This is a genomic window from Mycobacterium sp. NTMscope_Eco_3, assembly GCF_976985685.1.
The window spans coordinates 4,089,129-4,110,033 of sequence record NZ_CDRJYZ010000001.1; the positions used below are offsets into that span (position 1 = coordinate 4,089,129).

General features: G+C 68.3%; 5 protein-coding genes. All 5 read right to left on the reverse strand.

Going from position 1 to position 20,905, the window contains the following annotated elements:
- Positions 1-8 precede the first annotated feature (8 nt).
- Entirely contained in the window at positions 9-15,251 is a 15,243-nt protein-coding gene (locus AC0KTM_RS18855; protein WP_472416382.1) for an amino acid adenylation domain-containing protein, read from the reverse strand.
- A complete protein-coding gene (locus AC0KTM_RS18860) occupies positions 15,251-16,798 on the reverse strand; it encodes a DHA2 family efflux MFS transporter permease subunit (protein ID WP_225326341.1) in 1,548 nt (515 codons plus the stop codon). Before AC0KTM_RS18860 ends, AC0KTM_RS18855 begins: the two co-directional genes overlap by 1 nt.
- A gap of 26 nt (positions 16,799-16,824) precedes the next feature.
- Positions 16,825-17,763, reverse strand: a complete 939-nt coding sequence (locus AC0KTM_RS18865; protein WP_225326340.1) for a methionyl-tRNA formyltransferase — start codon at positions 17,761-17,763, stop codon at positions 16,825-16,827.
- 213 nt (positions 17,764-17,976) lie between these two features.
- The gene (locus AC0KTM_RS18870; protein ID WP_472416384.1) at positions 17,977-19,284 is read right to left on the reverse strand and encodes an MCE family protein; all 1,308 of its coding nucleotides are present in this window, start codon (positions 19,282-19,284) and stop codon (positions 17,977-17,979) included.
- A gap of 323 nt (positions 19,285-19,607) precedes the next feature.
- Positions 19,608-20,900, reverse strand: coding sequence for an MCE family protein (locus AC0KTM_RS18875; protein ID WP_238956654.1), 1,293 nt, complete (start codon positions 20,898-20,900; stop codon positions 19,608-19,610).
- Positions 20,901-20,905: the final 5 nt, after the last annotated feature.

Sequence of the window (20,905 nt, forward strand, 5' to 3'; positions counted from 1 at the left end):
CCCCGGGGTTAGAGCAGCCCGCACAGCTGCAAGCCGACGACGTACTGGATGATCACTCCCGGCGTGACATGCGGAATGTCCGGATTGTTCTTGTCGGGGCCGACTTTCGCGTCTTGGACCGCGGCGCGGAACCGATCGGTCGAGACGGCGGAATTCCAGGCCGGGTCCGCGGGCTGCAACTGAAGCGCATTCGTCGACATCAACACCGCCAGGATGGAATGCTCGCGCACCCGATCCGGCAGTGCACGCAGCCCGGCCTCGAACCGGCGCAGCCAGTCGCCGAAGTCGTCGATGCGCTCGATCGGATGACCGGCCTCGATCAACCAGTCGACGTACTCGTCGAGCCCGATGCCGTCGTCGTGCTGGTTCATCACGTGATAGGTCTCAAACCCGCTCCCCGATTCCCGGCCGACGCGGGCCCCCAACGTGGCGATCGCCTCGGCGACGAATTCCACGGGCAGCCCGTCATAGTGCGCCCGCTGCCGATTGCCTTGGGCGTCAAGCTGATAGAACGACCGCGGCGCGACACCGGTGGCGACCACGCTGAGCACCATCCGGGTGACCAGGTCCGACAGGTTGAGCTGGCCCGCAAAGGTGGTGTCGGCCAAAATCATTCCGCTGCGGAACACCGCGACCGGCAGCCCGTACAGGTCGTTGGCCTCCCGCAGCAACACCTCACCGGCCCACTTGCTGTTGCCGTAGCCGTTGGCGCGGCTGCCGTCGTTGCGCCGGCTGGAGCTGATGATCCGGATGTCGGCGTCCTCGGTGAACGCCGCCGGCGCGACCTGATCGCCGACGTTGGCCGTCGACACGTAGGTGAAAGGCTTGAGTTTCGCGGTGAGGGCCAACCGGATCAGCTCGGCGGTGCCCGCCACGTTGGGTCCGAACAACTCGCTGTAGGGCAGCGCGCCGTTGACGACGGCCGCGGGATCCACGATCAGATCGACGGATTCGGCCAGCCGGCGCCAGGTTTGCTCGTCGAGGCCCAGGTTCGCCTCGCCCTTGTCGCCCGCGATGACCTCGAGATGGTCGCCGGCCAGCTCGTGGAAATACCGCAGCAGCTGTGGGTCCCCACTGTCGAAGGTCTTCTCCAGGCGGCGGCGCGCCTCCTCGTCGGAGCCGGCGCGCACCAGGCAGATCAGCTTTCCGTCGGCCAGTTCCAGCCGCTCGAGCCACTGCAGCGCCAGATACCGTCCGAGGAATCCCGTTGCCCCGGTGAGCAACACGGTACGTATCTCGGTGCCGGGTCCCGGCAACGACGAAGCCGCGGCCAGCGTCGCGGCGTCGATGAACTTGTCCAGCGTCAAGTCACGGGCATACACCTCGGCGGCCTGCGCGCCGTGGACGGCGACGAAGCGCGGGTCATCGGTGTGTTTGTCCACCTGTTGGCTCAGGGCGGCGACGGTAGGGGCGTTGAACAGGGTCCGCACGCTCAGGTGGGTCTGCAGAGCCTTGTTGAGGGTGGCGACCAGCCGCATCGCGGACAGGGAGTCGCCGCCGAGGTCGAAGAAGGAGTCGTCCATCCCCACGCGGTCCAGGCCCAGAACCTCGGCGTAGGTCTCGGCGAGCAGGTGTTCGAGTTCGTTGCCCGGGGCGCGATAGTCTGCGTCGCGGTAGGTCGGCACCGGCAGCGCGCGGGTGTCGAGCTTGCCGTTGACCGTCAGCGGCAACGCCTCGATCACCACCAGGGCGGCGGGAACCATGTAGGGCGGCAACCCTTCTCGCAGCCGCGCCCGCGCGGTGACCACATCCAGTGCCCCCGGGACCGACTCGGTGACATAGCCCACCAAACGCTTGTCGCCGGGGCGGTCCTCACGCACGATCACGACGGCCTGATCCACCTCGTCCAAACCGCTTAGTGCCGCCTGAATTTCGCCGAGCTCGATGCGGTATCCGCGGATCTTGACCTGCTCGTCGATGCGGCCCAGGTACTGCAACTGTCCATCGGGACGCCAGCGCACCAGATCCCCGGTGCGATACATCCGCTGTCCGGGCTGTCCGAATGGGCACGCCACGAACCGGGACGCGGTCAAGCCCGGCCGCCGCAGATAGCCGGCGCCGAGCCCGCGCCCGGCCACGTACAACTCGCCCACGGTGCCCATCGGCACCGGCCGCAGCCACGGGTCGAGGACGAAGAACGCCGCCCCGGGCACGGGCGCGCCGATCGGTGGCGTCCCCATCCCGGCGCTCAGCGGCGGGCTGACCGCCACGCACATCGTGGTCTCGGTCGGCCCGTAGGCATTGGTCATCACCCGCCCGGGCGCCCACCGATCCACCAGTTCGGCCGAGCACGCCTCGGCGGCCACCACCAACGCCGTGGACCCCAGCACCCGCGGTGACAGCGCCGAGACCGCCGAGGGGGTCTGGTGCAATACGGTGACCTGCTCGTCAATCAGCAAGGCCTGCAGGTCTTCTGGCAACGCGGCCACCGACTCAGGCACGATGACCAACCGCGACCCGTGCAGCAAGGCGCCCCAGATCTCTTCCACCGAGGCGTCGAAGGCATACGAATACCACTGCGACCACACCTGTCCGGGCCCCGAGGGCAACCCGACGTGCAGCGTCCCCAGCAACTGCGTCACATTGGCATGCGTGGTTGCAACGCCTTTGGGCACCCCGGTCGTGCCCGAGGTGTAGATGATGTGGGCGATGTCCTCGCCATCCGGCATCGGCAACCCGGTGCACGGTTGGCGCGTCATCGCGGGGTCATTCATTTCGAGTGCCGGAACCACGAGCCCGGCGAACCGATCGACCAGCCCGGTGGTGGTCACCGCCGCGACCGGGCGCGCGTCGCCGACCATGAACTCGATACGGGCGTCGGGGACCGCCGGATCCATCGGCAGATACGCCGCCCCGGACTTGAGCACCCCCAAAATCGCCACGATCGCCGGCGCCGAGCGTTCGAACAACACCGCCACGCATTCACCGCGGCGGGCACCATGGTCGATCAGCAAGTGCGCCAACCGATTGGCGGCCTCGTCGAGCTCCCGATACGTCATCGAGCCGCCGCCGCAACTGACCGCCACCGCGTCCGGGGTGCGAGCCACCTGTCGGGCGAACAGCTCCGGGACCGACACACCGGCGGTGGGCGCGTCTAACGCCGCCCGATTCCCCAGCGCATCCAAGTGCGCACGTTCGGCGGCGTCGAGAACGTCCACCGACGACAGCCGCAGGGCCGGGTCGGTTGTCATCGCCGCCAACACGCGTTCCAGCCGATCGATGAGGCCCTCAACGGTTTTGGCGTCGAACACGTCGGTGCGGAATTCCACCGCGCCGCCGATGCCCGCGGGCTCGCCGTCCTCGGTGAAGCGTTCGCCGAGGGAAAAGGTCAGATCCATGCGGGCCGTGCGGGTTTCCAGGGGCAGCTGGGTGACCTGCAGGTCGCCCAGGTCCAGGCCCGCGGCGGGGTCGTTGCCGTGCTCGCGGAGGTTCTGCCAGGTCATCGAAACCTGGACCAGCGGGTGGTGGGCCAAAGACCGGATCGGGTTGAGCCTTTCCACCAGCAATTCGAAGGGCACATCCTGGTGTTCGAGGGCCTCCAGGCTGCGGGAGCGGACCTGGGCCAACAGGTCGGCGACCGTGGCGTCCCCGCTGACGTCCACGCGCAGGATCAGGGTGTTGACGAAGAACCCGACCAGCTGATCGAGCGCGGCGTCGGTGCGACCCGCGATGGCGAACCCGACCGAAATGTCGTTGATCGCGGTGAGTTTGGAGAGCAGCGCGGCGAGGGCGGCCTGGATGACCATGAAGCTGGTCGCGTTGTGCGCGCGGGCCAGGGCACGCACCCGCTGCTGCAGCTCCGCCGGCCATTCCACGGCCACGCTCGCACCGCGGTAGTCGGCGACCGGCGGGTAGGGCCGGTCGGTGGGAAGTGGCAGCCGCTCGGGCATCCCCGCCAGCACCTCCTGCCAGTAGGCCAGCTCGACGCCGATGGGGCTGTCGCTGTCCTCGAGGTCGCCGAATTGGGCGCGCTGCCACAGCGTGTAGTCGGCGTATTGCACGGGCAGCGCGGCCCACCCGGGGGCCTGGCCTGCCCGCCGGGCGGCATAGGCCGCTCCCAGGTCGCGCACCAGCGGGGCCACGGACCAGCCGTCGGCCGCGATGTGATGCACGGTGGCGACCAGCACATGCTCATCCTCGGCGAGGCGGAAAAGCTTGGCGAACAAGGGAATCTGGGTACCCAGCGTGAACCGGTGATAGGCGGCGGCGCCGACGGCGTCGTCCAGCCGGGCGGGCGGCCATGCGGTGGCATCGACGACCTCCCAACCGAAGTCCGCGCGCTCGGTCGCCACCACGTCCTGGTAAGGCACGCCGTCGGTGTGCGGAAACACGGTGCGCAGCGCTTCGTGGCGGGCCAGCACGTCGGTCAGCGCCGCAGCCAACGCGTCGGCGTCGAGCCGCCCGCTCAACCGCAGCGCCACCGCCATGTTGTAAACCGGTGAGGCGCCGTGCAATTGGTCGAGGAACCACAGCCGGCTCTGTCCGTAGGACAGCGGAATAACGTCGGGCCGCTCCCCCGCCACCAACGGCTCCAGCCCGGCCTCGCCCGCGCGGACCCGGGGGGCCAACTGGGCGATGTCGGGTGTGTCGAAGAGGGCGCGCACGCCCAGGCGGGTGTTCAGCGTCTTGTTGATCGCGGCGATCAGGCGCATCGCGGTCAGGGAATCCCCGCCCAGGTCGAAGAAGGAGTCGTCGACGCCGACGCGGTCCAGGCCGAGAACTTCGGCGTAGGTGTCGGCCAGGATTTCCTCGATGGCGTTGCCCGGGGCGCGGTATGCGGCGTCGCGGTATTCCGGTGCGGGCAGTGTGCGGGTGTCCAGCTTGCCGGTGACGGTCAGCGGCAACGCGTCGATCGCCACGATCGCGGCAGGCACCAGGTAGGCGGGCAGCCGGGTGGCCAGCTCGGCGCGCGCGACGGCCGGGTCCGCGGTGCCGGTGATGTAGCCGACGAGTCGCAAGGCGCCGTGGCGGTCCTCGCGGGCGATCACCGCCGCGGTCTCCACGCCGTCCAAACCGGCCAGCGCGGTGCGGATTTCGCCGAGCTCGACGCGGTAGCCGCGGATCTTGACCTGCTCGTCGGCGCGCCCCACGTAGTGCAGCTGCCCGTCGGCGCCCCAGCGCACCAGGTCACCGGTGCGGTACATGCGGGCGCCGGGTACTTCCGCGAACGGGCATGCCACGAATCGCGATGCCGTCAGCGCCGCGCGGCGCAGGTATCCGACGCCGACGCCGCGGCCGGCCACATACAACTCGCCGACCACCCCGGGCGGCACCGGGCGCAGCGACTTGTCGAGAACGAACAGCGCCGCACCCGCCACCGGCGCGCCGATGGGCACCGCCGGGGCGCCCGCCTCCAGCGGGGCGCTGATCGTCACGTCCACGGTGGTTTCCGTGGGGCCGTACGCGTTCGTCATCACCCGCCCCGGCGCCCACCGATCCACCAACTCGGTCGGGCAGGCCTCTCCGCCCACGATCAACGCCGCCGATTCCAGACCGTCGAGGGCCAACGCGGCCAAGGCGGATGGGGTCTGGCTCACCACGTCGACCCGTTCGTCGACCAGCAGGGCGCGCAGCTCTTCCGGTGATCCCGCCACCGCCTCGGGCACCACGACCAGCCGCCCGCCGTGCAGCAACGCACCCCAGATCTCGCGGACCGACGCGTCGAACGCATAGGAATGCCACTGCGTCGACACCTTCACCGGTCCGGGTGCGGTCATGCCCGCGTCCAGTCCCCGCATCAACTGTGTGACGTTGTGGTGTGTCACCGCAACACCTTTGGGGACGCCAGTCGTGCCCGAGGTGTAGATGATGTGGGCGATGTTGTCAGCGGCCGGCGCCGGGGGCGCGAAGCCGGGCTGGGCGTCGACCGGCACGTCGACATCGATGACGCGCAGGTCGTAACCTTCGAGCCGGCCGGCCAACTCGGCGGTGGTGAGCGCGGCGATCGGTCCGGCGTCGCCGACAAGGAACCCGATCCGGGCATCGGGCACCGCGGGATCGATGGGCAGGTATGCCGCCCCCGTCTTCAAAACGGCCAGGATGGCCATGATGGCTTCGGTCGAGCGCGAAAGCAGCAGCGCCACACACTGACCCGGCCCCACACCCTGGCCGGCCAGGTGGTGCGCCAACCGATTGGCGGCCCGCTCCAACTCGTCGTAGGTCATCGAGCGGCCCGCACAGGTGATCGCCACCGCGTCGGGCGTTTGATTCGCCTGCGCCGCAAACAGTTCCGGTATCGACACGCCGGCGACGGGCTGGGTCAACGCGGCGCGGTTGCCCATCTCGTCCAGCCGCGCGTATTCGCCTTCGTCGAGCACATCGATGGACGACAACCGGCGGGTGGGATCCGCCGTCATGGCCGCCACCACCCGCTCCAACCGGGCGATCAGCGCCTCAACGCTTTTCGCGTCGAACACATCGGTGCGGAATTCCACCGCCCCGGAAATCCCCGCGGGTTCGCCTGCCTGATTCCACCGTTCGGCCAGCGAGAGGGTCAGGTCCATGCGCGCGGTGTGGGTGTCCAGCGGCATCGGGGTGATATGCAGATCGCCCAAGTCCAGTCCGGCCGCCGGGTCGTGCTGCCCGGGCAGGTTCTGCCATGCCAACGACACCTGGACCAGCGGGGCCTGCGCCATCGATCGGGCCGGATTGAGCCGGTCCACCAACACGTCGAAGGGCACATCCTGGTGCTCGTAGGCGGCGAGACTGCGGGAGCGAACCTGAGCCAGCACGTCGGCGACGGTGGGATCGCCGGCCAGCTCGACCCGTAGTACCAATCTGTTGACGAAGAAGCCCACCAGGTCATCCAGCGCGGGGTCGGGCCGCCCGGCGACCGGGAACCCCACGGCCACATCGTCGGTCGCGCATAGCTTGCCCAGCAGCACCGCGAGCGCGGCCTGCATCACCATGAAGCTCGTCGCGTCGTGCTCACGGGCCAACGCGCGCACCCGCTGCTGCACGTCGGCGGACCACTCCACGGCCGCATTGGCACCCCGATAGTCGGCGACCGCGGGATACGGCCGATCGGTGGGCAGCTCCAGGCGTTCGGGCATCCCGGCCAAAGCCCCTTGCCAGTAGGCCAACTGGTCGGCGATCGGGCCGTCGGTCTCGTCGAACTCACCGAAGCGGGCTCGTTGCCACAACGTGTAGTCGGCGTACTGCACCGCCAGCGGGTTCCAGTCGGGGGCCTGTCCGCCACAGCGGGCGGCGTAGGCCATCCCCAGGTCACGCACCAGCGGGGTGATCGAGGATCCGTCGGCGGCGATATGGTGCACGACGGCCGCCAGCACGTGCTCGTCTTCGGCGAGCTTGAAAAGCTTTGCGCGTAGCGGGGTCTCGGTCGCCAGGTCGAACGCGTGGCGCGCCACGGCGTCGATGGCATCGGCCAGCCGGGCCTGTGTCCACCCGGTGGCATCCGCCACCTCCCAGCCGAGGTCCGCCCGCTCCGGTGACACCACCTCCTGGTATGGCACGCCCTCGATGTGGGGGAAGATCGTGCGCAACGATTCGTGGCGGGCCACGACGTCGCGCAGCGCGGCGCCCAACGCGCCGGCATCGAGTCGCCCGCGTAGCCGCAGCCCCACGGTCATGTTGTAAACCGGTGAGGGCCCGTGCAATTGGCCGAGGAACCACAATCGGCTTTGGGCATACGACAGCGGAATCAAGTCGGGCCGGTCGGCAGCGACCAAGGGCTCGTCCCTCCCCGCGGTTTCGCGGAGTTGCGGCGCGAGCTGGGCGACCGTGGGGGTGTTGAAGAGGGAGCGCACGGTCAGGTCTGTGTGCAACGTTGTGTTGATGGTCGCGATGAGGCGCATCGCGGATAGGGAGTCACCACCGAGGTCGAAGAACGAGTCGTCGACGCCGACGCGGTCGAGTCCGAGCACTTGGGCGTAGACACCGGCGAGGATTTCCTCGACGGCGTTCGACGGAGCGCGATATGCGGTGTCGCGATATTCCGGTATCGGCAGTGCCCGGGCGTCCAGCTTGCCATTGACCGTCAACGGCAGCGCCTCGACGACCACGATCGCCGCCGGCACCATGTAGGCGGGCAACCGCTCACCCAGCTCGGTGCGCGCAGCGGCGGGATCCAGCGCGCCGCTCCCCGATTCGGTGACATACCCGACCAGGCGCTTGTCGCCGGGGCGGTCCTCGCGGACGATCACCACGGCCTGATCCACCGCAGCCAAACCGCCCAGCGCCGACTGGATTTCGCCGAGCTCGATGCGATAGCCGCGGATCTTGACCTGCTCATCGGCGCGGCCCAGATAGCGCAACTGGCCGTCGGCGCCCCAGGACACCAGGTCCCCGGTGCGATACATCCGTTGTCCGGGCTGGCCGAACGGGCATGCCACGAACCGCGACGCCGTCAGCCCCGCCCGGTGCACATACCCCACCCCCACACCACGGCCGGCCACATATAACTCGCCGACCACACCGACTGGCACCGGGCGCAGCCACGCGTCGAGCACGAACAACGCCGCACCCGGGACCGGCACACCGATCGGCACCACCCCGGCGCCGGGCACCAGCGGCACGCTGACCGTCACGCACAACGTGGTTTCCGTCGGGCCGTAAGCATTGGTCATGATCCGGCCGGGCGCCCAGCGGTCCACCATCTCCACCGCGCACGGCTCGGCGGCCACCACCAGCGCCGCGGACTCCAGGCCCTGCGGCGACAACGCCGCCAGCGCGGACGGAGTCTGATGCAGTACGGTGACGCGTTCGCGAACCAGCAAGGCCTGAAAGTGTTCTGGGACGGCAGCCACCGATTCGGGCACCACCAGCAGGCGGCTGCCGTGCAGCAGCGCGCCCCAGATCTCTTCGACCGAGGCGTCGAACGCGTACGAATACCACTGCGACCACACCTGCCCCGGCCCCGACGGCAACCCGATGTGCAGTGACTCCAGCAGCTGGGTCACGTTGTGGTGCGTGGTCGCTACGCCCTTGGGCACACCGGTGGTCCCCGAGGTGTACACGATGTGGGCGATGTCGGCGCCGGCCGGCGGCGGCAGCCCCGCATCGGGCTGGGTGGTAATGCCGGGATCGGCGACGTCGATCACGGTCAGTGCGTGGCCGTCGAACCGCGATGTCAGCTCCGCGGTCGTCACCGCCGCGACGGGCGCGGCGTCGCCGAGCACGAATTCGATGCGCGCGTCGGGCACGGCGGGGTCGATCGGCAGATACGCCGCCCCCGACTTGAGCACCGCCAAGATCGCGACGATTGCCTCCGCCGATCGTCCGAACATCAGCGCCACAGACTGTCCGGGGCGCGCGCCGTGGCCGATTAACAGGTGCGCCAGTCGATTAGACGCCAGATCGAGCTCGCGGTAGGTCCAGGAGACTTGGCCGCAGCTCAGTGCGACGGCGTCCGGTGTGCGAAGCGCCTGTGCGGCGAACAGTTCAGGAATGGAAGCCCCGCCCGCCGCGCGGGCAAGCACCGCCCGATTGCCGAACTCGTCGAAACGCTCGTGCTCGTCCAGCGCGACCATGTCCACCGATGACAGCCGCCGTGACGGGTCGTCGATCATCGCCAGCAGGACTCGCTCAACTCGGTCAGCAAGCGCTGCAACGGTTCCCGCATCGAAAAGATCAGCATCGTATTCGATGCCGAGCGCGAGCTCGCGGCCCGGTGTGGCTTGCAGGGTCAGTGGGTAGTGGGTGGATTCGTGACTGCGGAAGTCGGTGACGGACAGCTCACCGAGCTCCATCGAGGCCGCCGCATCCAGCGGGTAGTTCTCGAAGACGAACAGGGTGTCGAACAGCTGGTCGTGACCGGTGATGCGGTGAATCTCGGTCAGCGCCAGGTGTTCGTGATCCAGAGTCTGCTGAAAGTCGTTGTGCAGCTTGCTCAGTAGGCCGGCGATGGTGGTCTGCGGGGACACGTGCGCCCGCACCGGCACGGTGTTGATCAGCAGGCCCACCATCGATTCGACGCCGGCCACGTCGGCCGTGCGTCCCGAGACCGCGGCGCCGAAGACCACATCGCGCTGCCCGGTCAGCGACATCAACAGCTGCGCCCACGCGGCCCGCAGCACGGTGTTGATGGTGGTGTGGTGGGCCCGCGCCAAGTGGTGCAGCGCCTGAGTGGTCTGTTCGGAGAGCCTGCGCGATTCCAGGCCTTGGCGCCCCAGCCTCTGCCGGTGCGGCGGTCCCACCAGCGTGGGAGTGTCGAAGCCGGCCAGCACTTCTCGCCAGCCGGCATGCGCGGCGTCGAGGTCTCGGCCGGCCTGCCAGGCCACGAACCTCCGGTAGGGCACCGGCGCGGGCAGGTGCTGTGCGTGGTAGGCGGCGAAGATTTCCTGCAGCAGGATCGGCAGGGATGAGCCGTCGAGCACGACGTGGTGGGCGGTGAGCACGAACCGGTAGCGGTCGTGGGCGGTGCGAATAAGCGTCGCCCGGAAGGCGGGCGGGTCGGCCAGTTCGCAGACCGCGGCGCGTTCTGCGGCGGACAACCGTTGGACGCGGTCGTCAAGGTCGGCCTGATCGGTGCCGAGATCGACGTAATGCCAAGGGATCGTGGGGTCGCCGGGGATGATCTGCACGGGCGGGTCGATGTCGGCGCAGAAGCGGGCGGCGAGGTTGGGGTGGCGGCGCACGGCGGTGTGGACCGCCTCGCGCAGCCGCTGCGGGTCGAGGGGACCGGCGATGCCGATTTCGAGCTGGAGCGCGTACAGGTCGACGCCGCCGGCCTGCGCGGCCGCGGCGTGAAAGTACAGCCCCTGCTGCAGCGGGGTCAGCGGCAAGACGTCGGCGACGCGCCCGTGCCGCTCGAAGACATCGATCTGTTGCTGGGTGAGAAGTGCGGGGGCCACGTCCGACGGGGTGAGGCCGCCGCCACCGCGGCGCACGTGCGCGCAGATGCCCCGCAGTGCCTCAAAGCACAACTCGCTCAGGCGTGTTGCGTCCGCGTGATCCAGCACCGACGTCGCCCAGGTCCAGTTGGCGTGCAGCCGTGGTCCGCCCTCGTCGTCCAGGACACCGGCGTCGAGCGTCACGGTGTGGGACAGCGGCACGGGCACCGCCGACGCGACGGCGGTGGCCGACAAGCTGTCGAGGCTTGGCCGCCACACGTCGTCGGAGAGCTCCGCCGTACCGGCGAGTCGTCCCAGGTAATTGAACACGACCGTGGGATCGCAATCATCCAGGCCCGCATCGGGATTGAGGTAGCGCAACAGCCCATAGGTGAGGCCGTCCGGCAGGGCGCGCAGCTGTTCCTTAGCCCCCTTGAGCACCGCTCCCAGGGCGGTGTCACCAGCCGCGACCTGCGCCCAGTCCAGGCCGCCAAGATGCAATGCAACCGGGTACGTGGCGGTGAACCAACCCACCGTGCGCGACAGGTCCACAGTGGCGCTCAGCTCCTGGCGCCCATGGCCTTCCACGTCGATGCCGATCGGTGTGCCGCCGTTGCCGGACAGCTGCGTGACCGCCATGCCGAACGCGATCAGCAAGATATCGTGCGCGCCGACGCGAAACGCGGCGGGCACCTCGCCCAGCAGCATGCGGGTGGTTTCGACATCCAGCTGGGCCGACAGATGGCCGGCATTGGCGTGGGTATCGGTAACGTGAGCCGCCGGCAACGCCGGGGGCGTGGCCGATACCCGCCGCCATGCGTCGGCCTGGGCCACCACCTCGGGGTGGCGCGCGTGCTCGTTCAGCAGCGCCGACCACCGGGCAAACGACGTGCCGCCCGGCGGCAAGACCACCGGCTGACCGCTACGGTGCTGGGCCCACGCGATATTTAAGTCTTCCAACAGGATTCGCCACGAAACCCCGTCGACGGCCAGGTGGTGAATCATCAACACCAGCTGGCCGGTGGTGGACACCCACAGCGCGCTGAGCATGGCCCCGGCGCCCGGGTTCAGCCGCGAGCGCGCGTCGACGAGCGCCTCATCGGACAACACGTCCACCGCCCGCACGCGCCCGGCGGCATCGACCGAACCCGCGTCGAGCACCGACAGCGACCATCCGCCGGCGCCGTCATCGTCGACGCGCAGCCGCAACATGGCGTGCCGGTCCAGCAGCGCTTGCAGGACCGCCACCGCGTCGGCCTCGCCCGCCCCCGCCGGGGCCTGCACGAGCATCGTCTGGTTGAACTGGTCGACCGGGCCGTCGATGTCGTGCAGCCACCGCATGATCGGGGTCGCGGTCACCGGCCCGGTGCCATCGTCGAGAGCGTCGTCGTCGCCGGTGGTCACCGTGGCCACCCGGGCCAGCCGGGCCACCGTCTGCTCGACGAAAACGTCACGCGGACGGCACATCACGCCGGCGGCCCGCGCGCGGGCCACCACCTGCAGCGACATGATGCTGTCGCCGCCCAGATCAAAGAACGAGTCGTCCGCGCCGACCCGCTCCACGCCGAGGACTTGGGCGTAGATGCCGGCCAAGATCTCCTCGACGGCGTCGGCGGGCGCCCGGTAGGCGCCGGCCGTGTATTCCGGCGCGGGCAGGGCCCGGGTGTCCAACTTGCCGTTGGCCGTAAGGGGCAGCGCATCGATCACGACGACCGCGGCGGGCACCATGTAGGCCGGGAGCCGCTCGGCGAGTTGGTCACGGATCGCCACGGGATCGGCCGTCCCGGTGATGTAACCGATCAGACGCGTGTCGCCTCCGTGCCCCTCGCGGGCGATCACGACCGCCTGCCCCACCCCGTCCACCGCCGCCATGGCGCTTTGGACCTCGCCGGGTTCGATGCGATAGCCGCGAACCTTGACCTGCGCGTCGGTCCGCCCGAGGTAACGCAATTGACCGTCCGGATCCCAGCACACGCGGTCGCCGGTGCGATACATCCGCGATCCGGCGCCGCCAAAGGGGTTGGCGACGAAGCGTTCTGCGCTCAAGGCCGCCTGGCCCACGTATCCGCGCGCCAGCGCGGGCCCGCTCAGATAGAGCTCGCCGACCACCCCGATCGGCGCGGGGTTCAGTTGCGCGTCGAGCACCAGCGTGCGCACCCCGGGGATGGCGGCGCCGATGCGGACCGGCTGCCCCGCGGCCAGCGGCGCGCTGCACGTGGCCCAGATGGTGGCCTCGGTCGGGCCGTAGGCGTTGACCATCCGCCGGCCCGTGGCCCAGACGGCCGCCAGCTCGGCGGGGCAGGCCTCGCCGGCGGTGATCACCGTGCCGAGCCCATCCAGTCGCGCCGGATCCAACGACGAGAGCACCGTCGGCGTCAACACGGCGGCGCTCACCCGGTGCGCCCGCAGGAACGCGGCCAACGCGTCACCGGCATAGACGTCGCGCGACGCAACGACCTGCGTTGCCCGTGAGCCGGCCGCCCAGAGCATCTCGAACACCGACGCATCGAAGACCGGGGAAGCCACCATCAGCACCCGCGCGTCCGCACCCAACCCGAACACCGCGCGCTGCGCCGAGGCCACCCCCAACAGGCCGGCGTGCGTGACGGTCACGCCCTTGGGGGTGCCGGTGGACCCCGAGGTGAAGATCACATACGCCGCGCCGTCCACGTCCAGCGGCGCCACCCGATCCGCGTCGGTGATGCGATCCGCGCTTCGCCCGGCCAGCTCCGGGTCGTCCACGCGGAGCACCGGCCGCGCCCCGGCACCGGCCACATCGCCGCTGCCGCAAGCCAATACGCACACGGCCGCCACCGCATCGAGCACCGCGGCGACGCGCTCGACCGGCTGGGCCTGATCCACCGGTACATACATGCCGCCGGCCTTGGCCACCGCCCACCAGGCGACCACCAATTCCGCGGAACGGTCGATCGCCACGCCCACCGCGCGCTCGGGGCCGACGCCGACATCGATCAGCGCCCGCGCCAACCGCGTCGAGGACTCGTCGAGCTCTCGGTACGACAACTCACGGTCACCATCGACGATCGCCACCGCGTCCGGATCGGCGGTCACCGCGGCGGCCAACAGCTCCGGCGCCAAGCCGACCGGGGCATCCACACCGGCGCCGGACCACCTCGACAGCAGCAGATCGCGTTCGCCGCGATCCAGCAGCGGCACCTCCCGCAGCACCACCGATGCGTCCGCCATCAGAAGGCGGTCGAACAGCGACTCCAAACGTGTGATGTGCCGGTCGACCTCGTCGGCGGTGTATCGATCTGGGTTCCAGGCAAACTGAATTCGCGGCGTGCCGCCACCGAGCGGCGGATAGATGTTGATCGCCATGTCTTGGATCGGCAGGGTGGTCAACACATTGCACATGGGCAGCGACGGACCGAACCGCATCGGCTCGGCGAAGTTGAAGACGTTGACCACCTGTCCGAACTCGAGGTTGGTGTCGTGACCGGTCGCGTCGGCGACCAGGTCCGGCCAGCCCCGGAACTGTTGATGCCGCAGGGCACCGATGACGGCCGTGCCGACCCGATCGGTCAGGTCGCCGACGGTGTCGCCGTCATCGACGCCGATGACCAGCGGCACCATGTTGGATACCATGCCCGCGCTTTTCTTCAGCGCCGCGGTGGTCCGCGCCGACACCGGTAGCGACAGCGAAATAGTCTGCCGTCCAGTCGTTTTCGCGACGAACGCCGCCGTTGCCGCGACGACCCTCGCGACGTCGAACTGGTCTTGGCCATTTCCCAGGAGTCCGTGCGTGCACACCAACTCGCGCACCATCGGATGGCGTGGCGCGACGGGGCGTTGCGTTCCCGCCAGGTCGGTGATGTCCAGCGGCCCCCGCACGACGGTCTTCCAGTACTCGGCGTCGGCGGCGCTGCGTGAAGACTGCCGATACTTCCCGTCGGCCTCGGGCAGCAGGGCGAACGCGGAAAAGTCGACTTCGCCGGTGTGGGGCCGGTCTCCCGAGTAGACCGCCGCGACGTGGCGAATGATGTTGTTGGCGCCGTAGCCGTCGACGAGGACGTGGTGGGTACGCAGGTAGAAGTAGGACAGATCGTCGGCGATCCGCAGCAGCGCGAAGTTGATGAGCCGGTCGGCGAGCAGGTCGACGGGCCGGCAGTAGTCGTCTTCCATCCAGCTGTGCGCGGCGCCCGCCGGGTCGGCCGCGGCGCGCAGGTCGACGCAGCACAGGGTCAGCGGGAAAGTGCGGTCGACGATGAAGACCGGCTCGCCGTCCTCGAGGGACAGCCGCGCGCAGGGCGTACCGAACCGCGCGGCCGCCGATTCGCAGGCAACCATGAGCTTGTCGGCGTCGACGTCGTGGTCGATCGCCAGATAACCGGCGAAGTTGTAAGGGATCTCGGGCCGAAGTTGCTGCGCGGCCCATAGTGCCCGCTGGGCGGCGGTCAACGGCCCCAGCGTGTCTGGTTGCGTCCCGTAATTGAGCATCAGGCAACGAACTTTCTCATTGGGCGAGCGCTCGGGCGCTCGTCAGGTTGGCCTCGTCGCGCTGCGTCATCAGCAGTCGCCGGCAGGAACGCCGCGGCGACGATCGCGACCGCCGCCACCGCGGCGGCAACCGCAAATACCAGCGTGTAGGCGTGGACGAGGTGGGCGGACGCGGTGCCGGTGTCCTCGCGGTGGATGAGCTGATTCGTCAACAGCACCGTCATCAGGGCGGCCCCGACCGCCCCGCCGAGCTGATTGTTGACGCTGCGCAGGGTCGCGCCGCGGGCGATCTGATGCGGCGCCAACGGCTGCACGCACGCCGCGGAGAGAGGCGTTGCGACACAGCCCATTCCCATGCCCATGAGCAGCAGGCCGGCCATCAGCGTCGGTGCATAGTCTGCTTGCCGGGCGACTCCGATGGTGAAGATGCCCAATCCCGCTGCGATCAGCGGGAAGCCGGCCAGGACGATCTTGCCCGGCCCGTGTCGGTCCATGACTATTCCGGCCACGGGTGTGGTCAGTACGACGCCCAATCCCATGGCGATCAAGTGCACCCCGGCCTGCATCGGCGTCTGGTGCAGCGCAACCTGGAAATAGCTTGGGACAAGCAACAAGATTCCGACATAGGTGACCGCGAAGATCAGCAATGTCAGGTTGGCCTGCCGGACCACGCGATTCTTCAACAGGCGTAGGTCGATCAGTGGGGCATCCGCCCGACGCCAGGCGTGAAAAACGAAGGCGGCAATCAGTGTCAGGCCGGCTATCGAGGGCAACAGCACATGGGGGTCGGCGAGCGTGCGACGTCCCGGGATGGACGACATCCCGCCCAGCAAGGCCGCCATGCCGGGTGAGAGCAGCAGCACTCCGGTCACGTCGAGCGTTTCCGAGGGCGCGGAACGGTCCTTCGGCAACATCACCGCCGCGACCGCCAGGGCGCTCAGCCCGATCGGCAGGTTGATCAAAAATATCCACTCCCAGCCGCAGGTGCCGATCAACCATCCGCCCAGGATCGGCCCGCCAAGTGGGCCGAGCAGGAACGGAACTGCCCCGATCGCGACCAGGCGGCCGAGTCGCTTGGGACCCGACTCGCGGGTCAAGATCACGAAGCACAGCGGCGTCATGATGCCGCTGCCGATCCCTTGGAGCACACGGAGGCCGACGAGCTGCACGATGTTCGGGGCGATCGCGCAGAGCAAGGAGGCCAGCGTGAACACCAGGACACCGCCCATGAAGAGGCGTTTGGTGCCGAATCGGTCGGCGGCCCAACCGGTGACGGGGACGACGGCGGCGAACGCCAGCATGTAGCCGGCCATCGTCCACGAGACGATCGCCTGGGTAGAGCCGAATTCGGTGACAAAGGTCCGCTGAGCGACGGCGACCGCGGTACCGTCCAGGTTTCCCATCGTGCTGGCCAGACCGCACACCGCGCCGATCCAGAGCAATCTGCCGTCGATCTTGTCCGGGTAATCGGGGGCGTGGGCGTCCGATTGCCCGGCGGGGACGGCGGATATCAATGCAGCGCTAGTGGCCGAAGATGCGTTGTCCATCGCAGCCTTTCAGAACAGGCAACGTGTCAGGGCTGGCTGGTCAGGTAACCGCCTCGCCGGAAGAACTTTCCCCCGCCGCACTCGACTCCGTCCGCAGAGCGGACGCGGGTGATCACCAGCCCGCGGTTGTTGCCCCGATTCGAGTCGGGGCCGCAGACCACCGCGCCGCCCTCCTCCTGGACGATCACCCGGCCCGGCGTGCCACCGTAACCGGCCTCGGAAACGCGCGCCTCGAGGATTTCGATCCGCTCGCCTCGGTAGAAGCTGTAGGCGCGCGGGTAGGGGTCGGACAGCGCGCGCACAAACCGCTCCAGGTCCTCGGCCGCCCAACCCCAGTCGATCAAACTGTCACGCTCCGAACGCTTGTGGAAGTACGTCCGCTCGGCCTTGTTCTGCGGTCGCCAGACCGCAGTGCCGGACTCCAGCGCACCGAGTGCCTCGGCCAGCACTTCCGGGATCAGATCCATGCCGCGCAGCACCAGTTCGGTGCCGGTGTCGTCGGGACCGATCGGCACCGAACGCTGCACGAGAATGTCCCCGGTGTCCAGGCCGTCGTCCATCCGGTGCACCGTCAGCCCGAACTCGGACTCGCCGCTGATCAACGCCCACAGCACGGGCGAAAACCCGGTGAACCTCGGCAACAGCGAGTCGTGGAAGTTCAAGGTTCCGTGCGGCGGCAGGTTGTACAGTTCCGCCGGCATCCGGTAGTACCAACTGTTGACGACGATGACGTCGGGCTCGGCGCGCTTGACCAGATCGATGGTTTCCGCGTCGACCGTCTCGGTCAGATGCAACGGGATGCCGTGGTCACGCGCGAGGTCCTCCACCGGCGCCGACCAGATCGCCTTGTACGATTCCTCGCTGGAAGGGTGGGTGACCGCCAGGGGGACCTCATGGTCCATCTCGGTGAGCGCCTCGAGGGTCCGGTAGCCCCAGGTCTGGAATCCGAAAAAGACGATGCGCATGCGTGAACCCCTTGTAGCTCGTGACGGACGACCAGTGGCTACGCCCCCCTCGATCCAGGCAACGGCGCCCACAACTCAGTGAGCTTACGTTAGCCTTACCTAAGTGCTCCAGCCGGGCGCGTGCACGCGAAATAAGCATCGCGCTTACGGCGCTTCACCAATCCTTGAAAGCGCGAAACCTGGCTTGCGCCAAGCGTTGTCGGGGCTGGGCCGCTAGGGGTTGATGGTGTTGTCGCCGACCTGGCGGCCCCAGACGTACTCGATCGCGTACGGCGATCCGGTGTCCAGGTGGTTGTAGGGCGCGATGCTGTTGCCGGTGTCCATCACCAATTCCGGTGCGGGCCACAGGTCGCGGCTGATCTTCTGCCAGCAACCCGGCGCACCCCCGGGGCCGCCGCGGGCGTTCACCCGCGGCAGGTTCTCGGGCCAGATGTAGGGGTTGGGCGCCCCGCCGACCACCCCGGCGACGCCGCCCACCAGCGACGCGATGACGGGCACCGCAGACACCGGGTTCGCGATCAGTCCGAGCCCGGAGAGCACCTCGGTGTCCATGTTCAGCGAGTAGCCGTTGAACCCGCCTTCGGCAGCGCCCGTGGGGCCCAACGCGTCAACTTCGCTGCGCATCAGGCAATAGATTTCCGGGCTGTAGGTGTCCAGCAGCTGGGCCGTCGGCACCAGATCGGCGGCGCCGCGCGCCAGAAACGGCCCACCCTTCTCGAAGATCTCCGCCCCGGTGCTACCGAACCCCGCCGCCGACAACAACGCCTGATCCAAATCCTTTTGCTGCGCGTTGAATGTGCGCGCGGTGACCACCGCATTGTTCAAAAAGTCGAACAGATCCGGCGCCGCGTCCGCATACGTATCCCCCAACGCCGCCAACTGCTGAATATCCTTGCGCGCCTGCGGCATCCGCGGATTCACCTCATCAAGAACCGCGTTCGCGTTCACCACCGACTGGCCGAACTTGTCCCCCAGCCCGGCCAACGACTGCGCCGCCGCGCTCAACGTCAGATTCAGCTTGACCGGATCGACCTTCTGCGCGATCGAGGTGATCGTCTGAAACAACGTGTTGATCTCGGTGGTCACCGAACGCGCATCGAGCACCGTGTGCGCCGAGATCTTCTGCGCCGACGGATGCTCCGGCGTCGTCAGCGACACATACTTGCCCCCGAACACCGTCGTCGCCTTGATATCAGCATTCACATTCGACGGGATCAGCTTCAGGTACCGCGGATAGACCTCCAGCGTGAACTTCGCCGCCGGCTTCCCATCACGCACCGTCTCGGCGATCTTGCCGACCCGGCCGATCTCCACCCCGTTATAAGTGACCTTCGACCCCGGATCCATCACCAACCCCGCCCGCGACGCCAACATCGTCAGGTTGGTCTTAGCGGTGAAGCCCCCTCGGAACTGGATGTACACCAAGGTGAAGATCACCGCGAGCACCACCACGACGACGAGGGTGATCCACTTGTAGGGCGGCTCCCGCGAGTCGTTGATCTGAACAGGTGAACCTTCCATGGCGTTACACCAGGAGTCCGAAGGTCGGCCGGTATTCCGCGCTCGGCGACAGCCAGGGATGCGGTTGGTTATTCAGATAACCCACCGACGCCACCACTGCCCCTCATGGTCGGTGCCGCGGCCTGACGGCGCTGCGGCAAATCACTCCCCCGACTTACTGTCCGTTACCAGGGGCTCTGTACACAGATGCAATAACGAAGACCAGTGCAATGTACCGCGACGCGGCGGCACGAACAAAGCAACACCGAATACTCGCGCCGAGCGCGGCGGACCACCGATCATGCCGGCGCGCGAATGATGGTTCCCGGCAACTCTTTCGCGCGCTAGGGGTTGATCGTGTTGTCGCCGACCTGACGGCCCCAGACGTACTCGATCGCGTACGGCGATCCGGTGTCCAGGTGGTTGTAGGGCGCAAGGCTGTTGCCGGTGTCCATCACCAATTCCGGTGCGGGCCACAGATCGCGGGTGACCCGCTGCCAGCAACCCGGCGCACCCCCGGGGCCGCCGCGGGCGTTCACCCGCGGCAGGTTCTCGGGCCAGACGTAGGGGTTGGGCGCCCCGCCGACCACCCCGGCGATGCCGCCGAGGAGCGAGGCGAGGACGGGGACGGTGGCGACCGGGTTGAGCAACAGACCTAAGCCCGAGGTGACCTCGGTGTCCATGTTCAGCGAGTAGCCGTTGAAGCCGCCCTCGGAGGCGCCGGTGATGGGCACGATGTCGTGGTAGTTGTGCAGGGTGCAATAAAGTTCGGGGCTGTAGGTGTCCAGCAGCTGGGCCGTCGGCACCAGATCGGCGGCGCCGCGCGCCAGAAACGGCCCACCCTTCTCGAAGATCTCCGCCCCGGTGCTACCGAACCCCGCCGCCGACAACAACGCCTGATCCAAATCCTTTTGCTGCGCGTTGAATGTGCGCGCGGTGACCACCGCGTTGTTCAAGAAGTCGAACAGATCCGGCGACGCGTCGGCATAGGTGTCCCCCAACGCCGCCAACTGCTGAATATCCTTGCGCGCCTGCGGCATCCGCGGATTCACCTCATCAAGAACCGCGTTCGCGTTCACCACCGACTGGCCGAACTTGTCCCCCAGCCCGGCCAACGACTGCGCCGCCGCGCTCAACGTCAGATTCAGCTTGACCGGATCGACCTTCTGCGCGATCGAGGTGATCGTCTGAAACAACGTGTTGATCTCGGTGGTCACCGAACGCGCATCGAGCACGGTGTGCGCCGAGATCTTCTGCGCCGACGGGTTGGCCGGCGTCGTCAGCGACACATACTTGCCGCCGAACACCGTCGTCGCCTTGATATCAGCATTCACATTCGACGGGATCAGCTTCAGGTACCGCGGATAGACCTCCAGCGTGAACTTCGCCGCCGGCTTCCCGTCACGCACCGTCTCGGTGATCTTGCCGACCCGGCCGATCTCCACCCCGTTATAAGTGACCTTCGACCCCGGATCCATCACCAACCCCGCCCGCGACGCCAACATCGTCAGGTTGGTCGTGGGGGTGAAGGCGCCCCGGAACTGCCCATACACCAAGGCCAAAATCACCGCGAGCACGAGCAGCGTGACGAGGGCGATCCACTTGTAGGGCGGTGTTCGTTGCGAGTTGATCTGCACGGGTG

What these genes read in the sequence shown, in the direction of transcription:
- AC0KTM_RS18865 (WP_225326340.1), bottom strand. Translation starts at nt 17,763, where the DNA reads ATGCGCATCGTCTTTTTCGGATTCCAGACCTGGGGCTACCGGACCCTC.
- AC0KTM_RS18855 (WP_472416382.1), bottom strand. Translation starts at nt 15,251, where the DNA reads ATGCTCAATTACGGGACGCAACCAGACACGCTGGGGCCGTTGACCGCC.
- AC0KTM_RS18870 (WP_472416384.1), bottom strand. Translation starts at nt 19,284, where the DNA reads ATGGAAGGTTCACCTGTTCAGATCAACGACTCGCGGGAGCCGCCCTAC.
- AC0KTM_RS18860 (WP_225326341.1), bottom strand. Translation starts at nt 16,798, where the DNA reads ATGGACAACGCATCTTCGGCCACTAGCGCTGCATTGATATCCGCCGTC.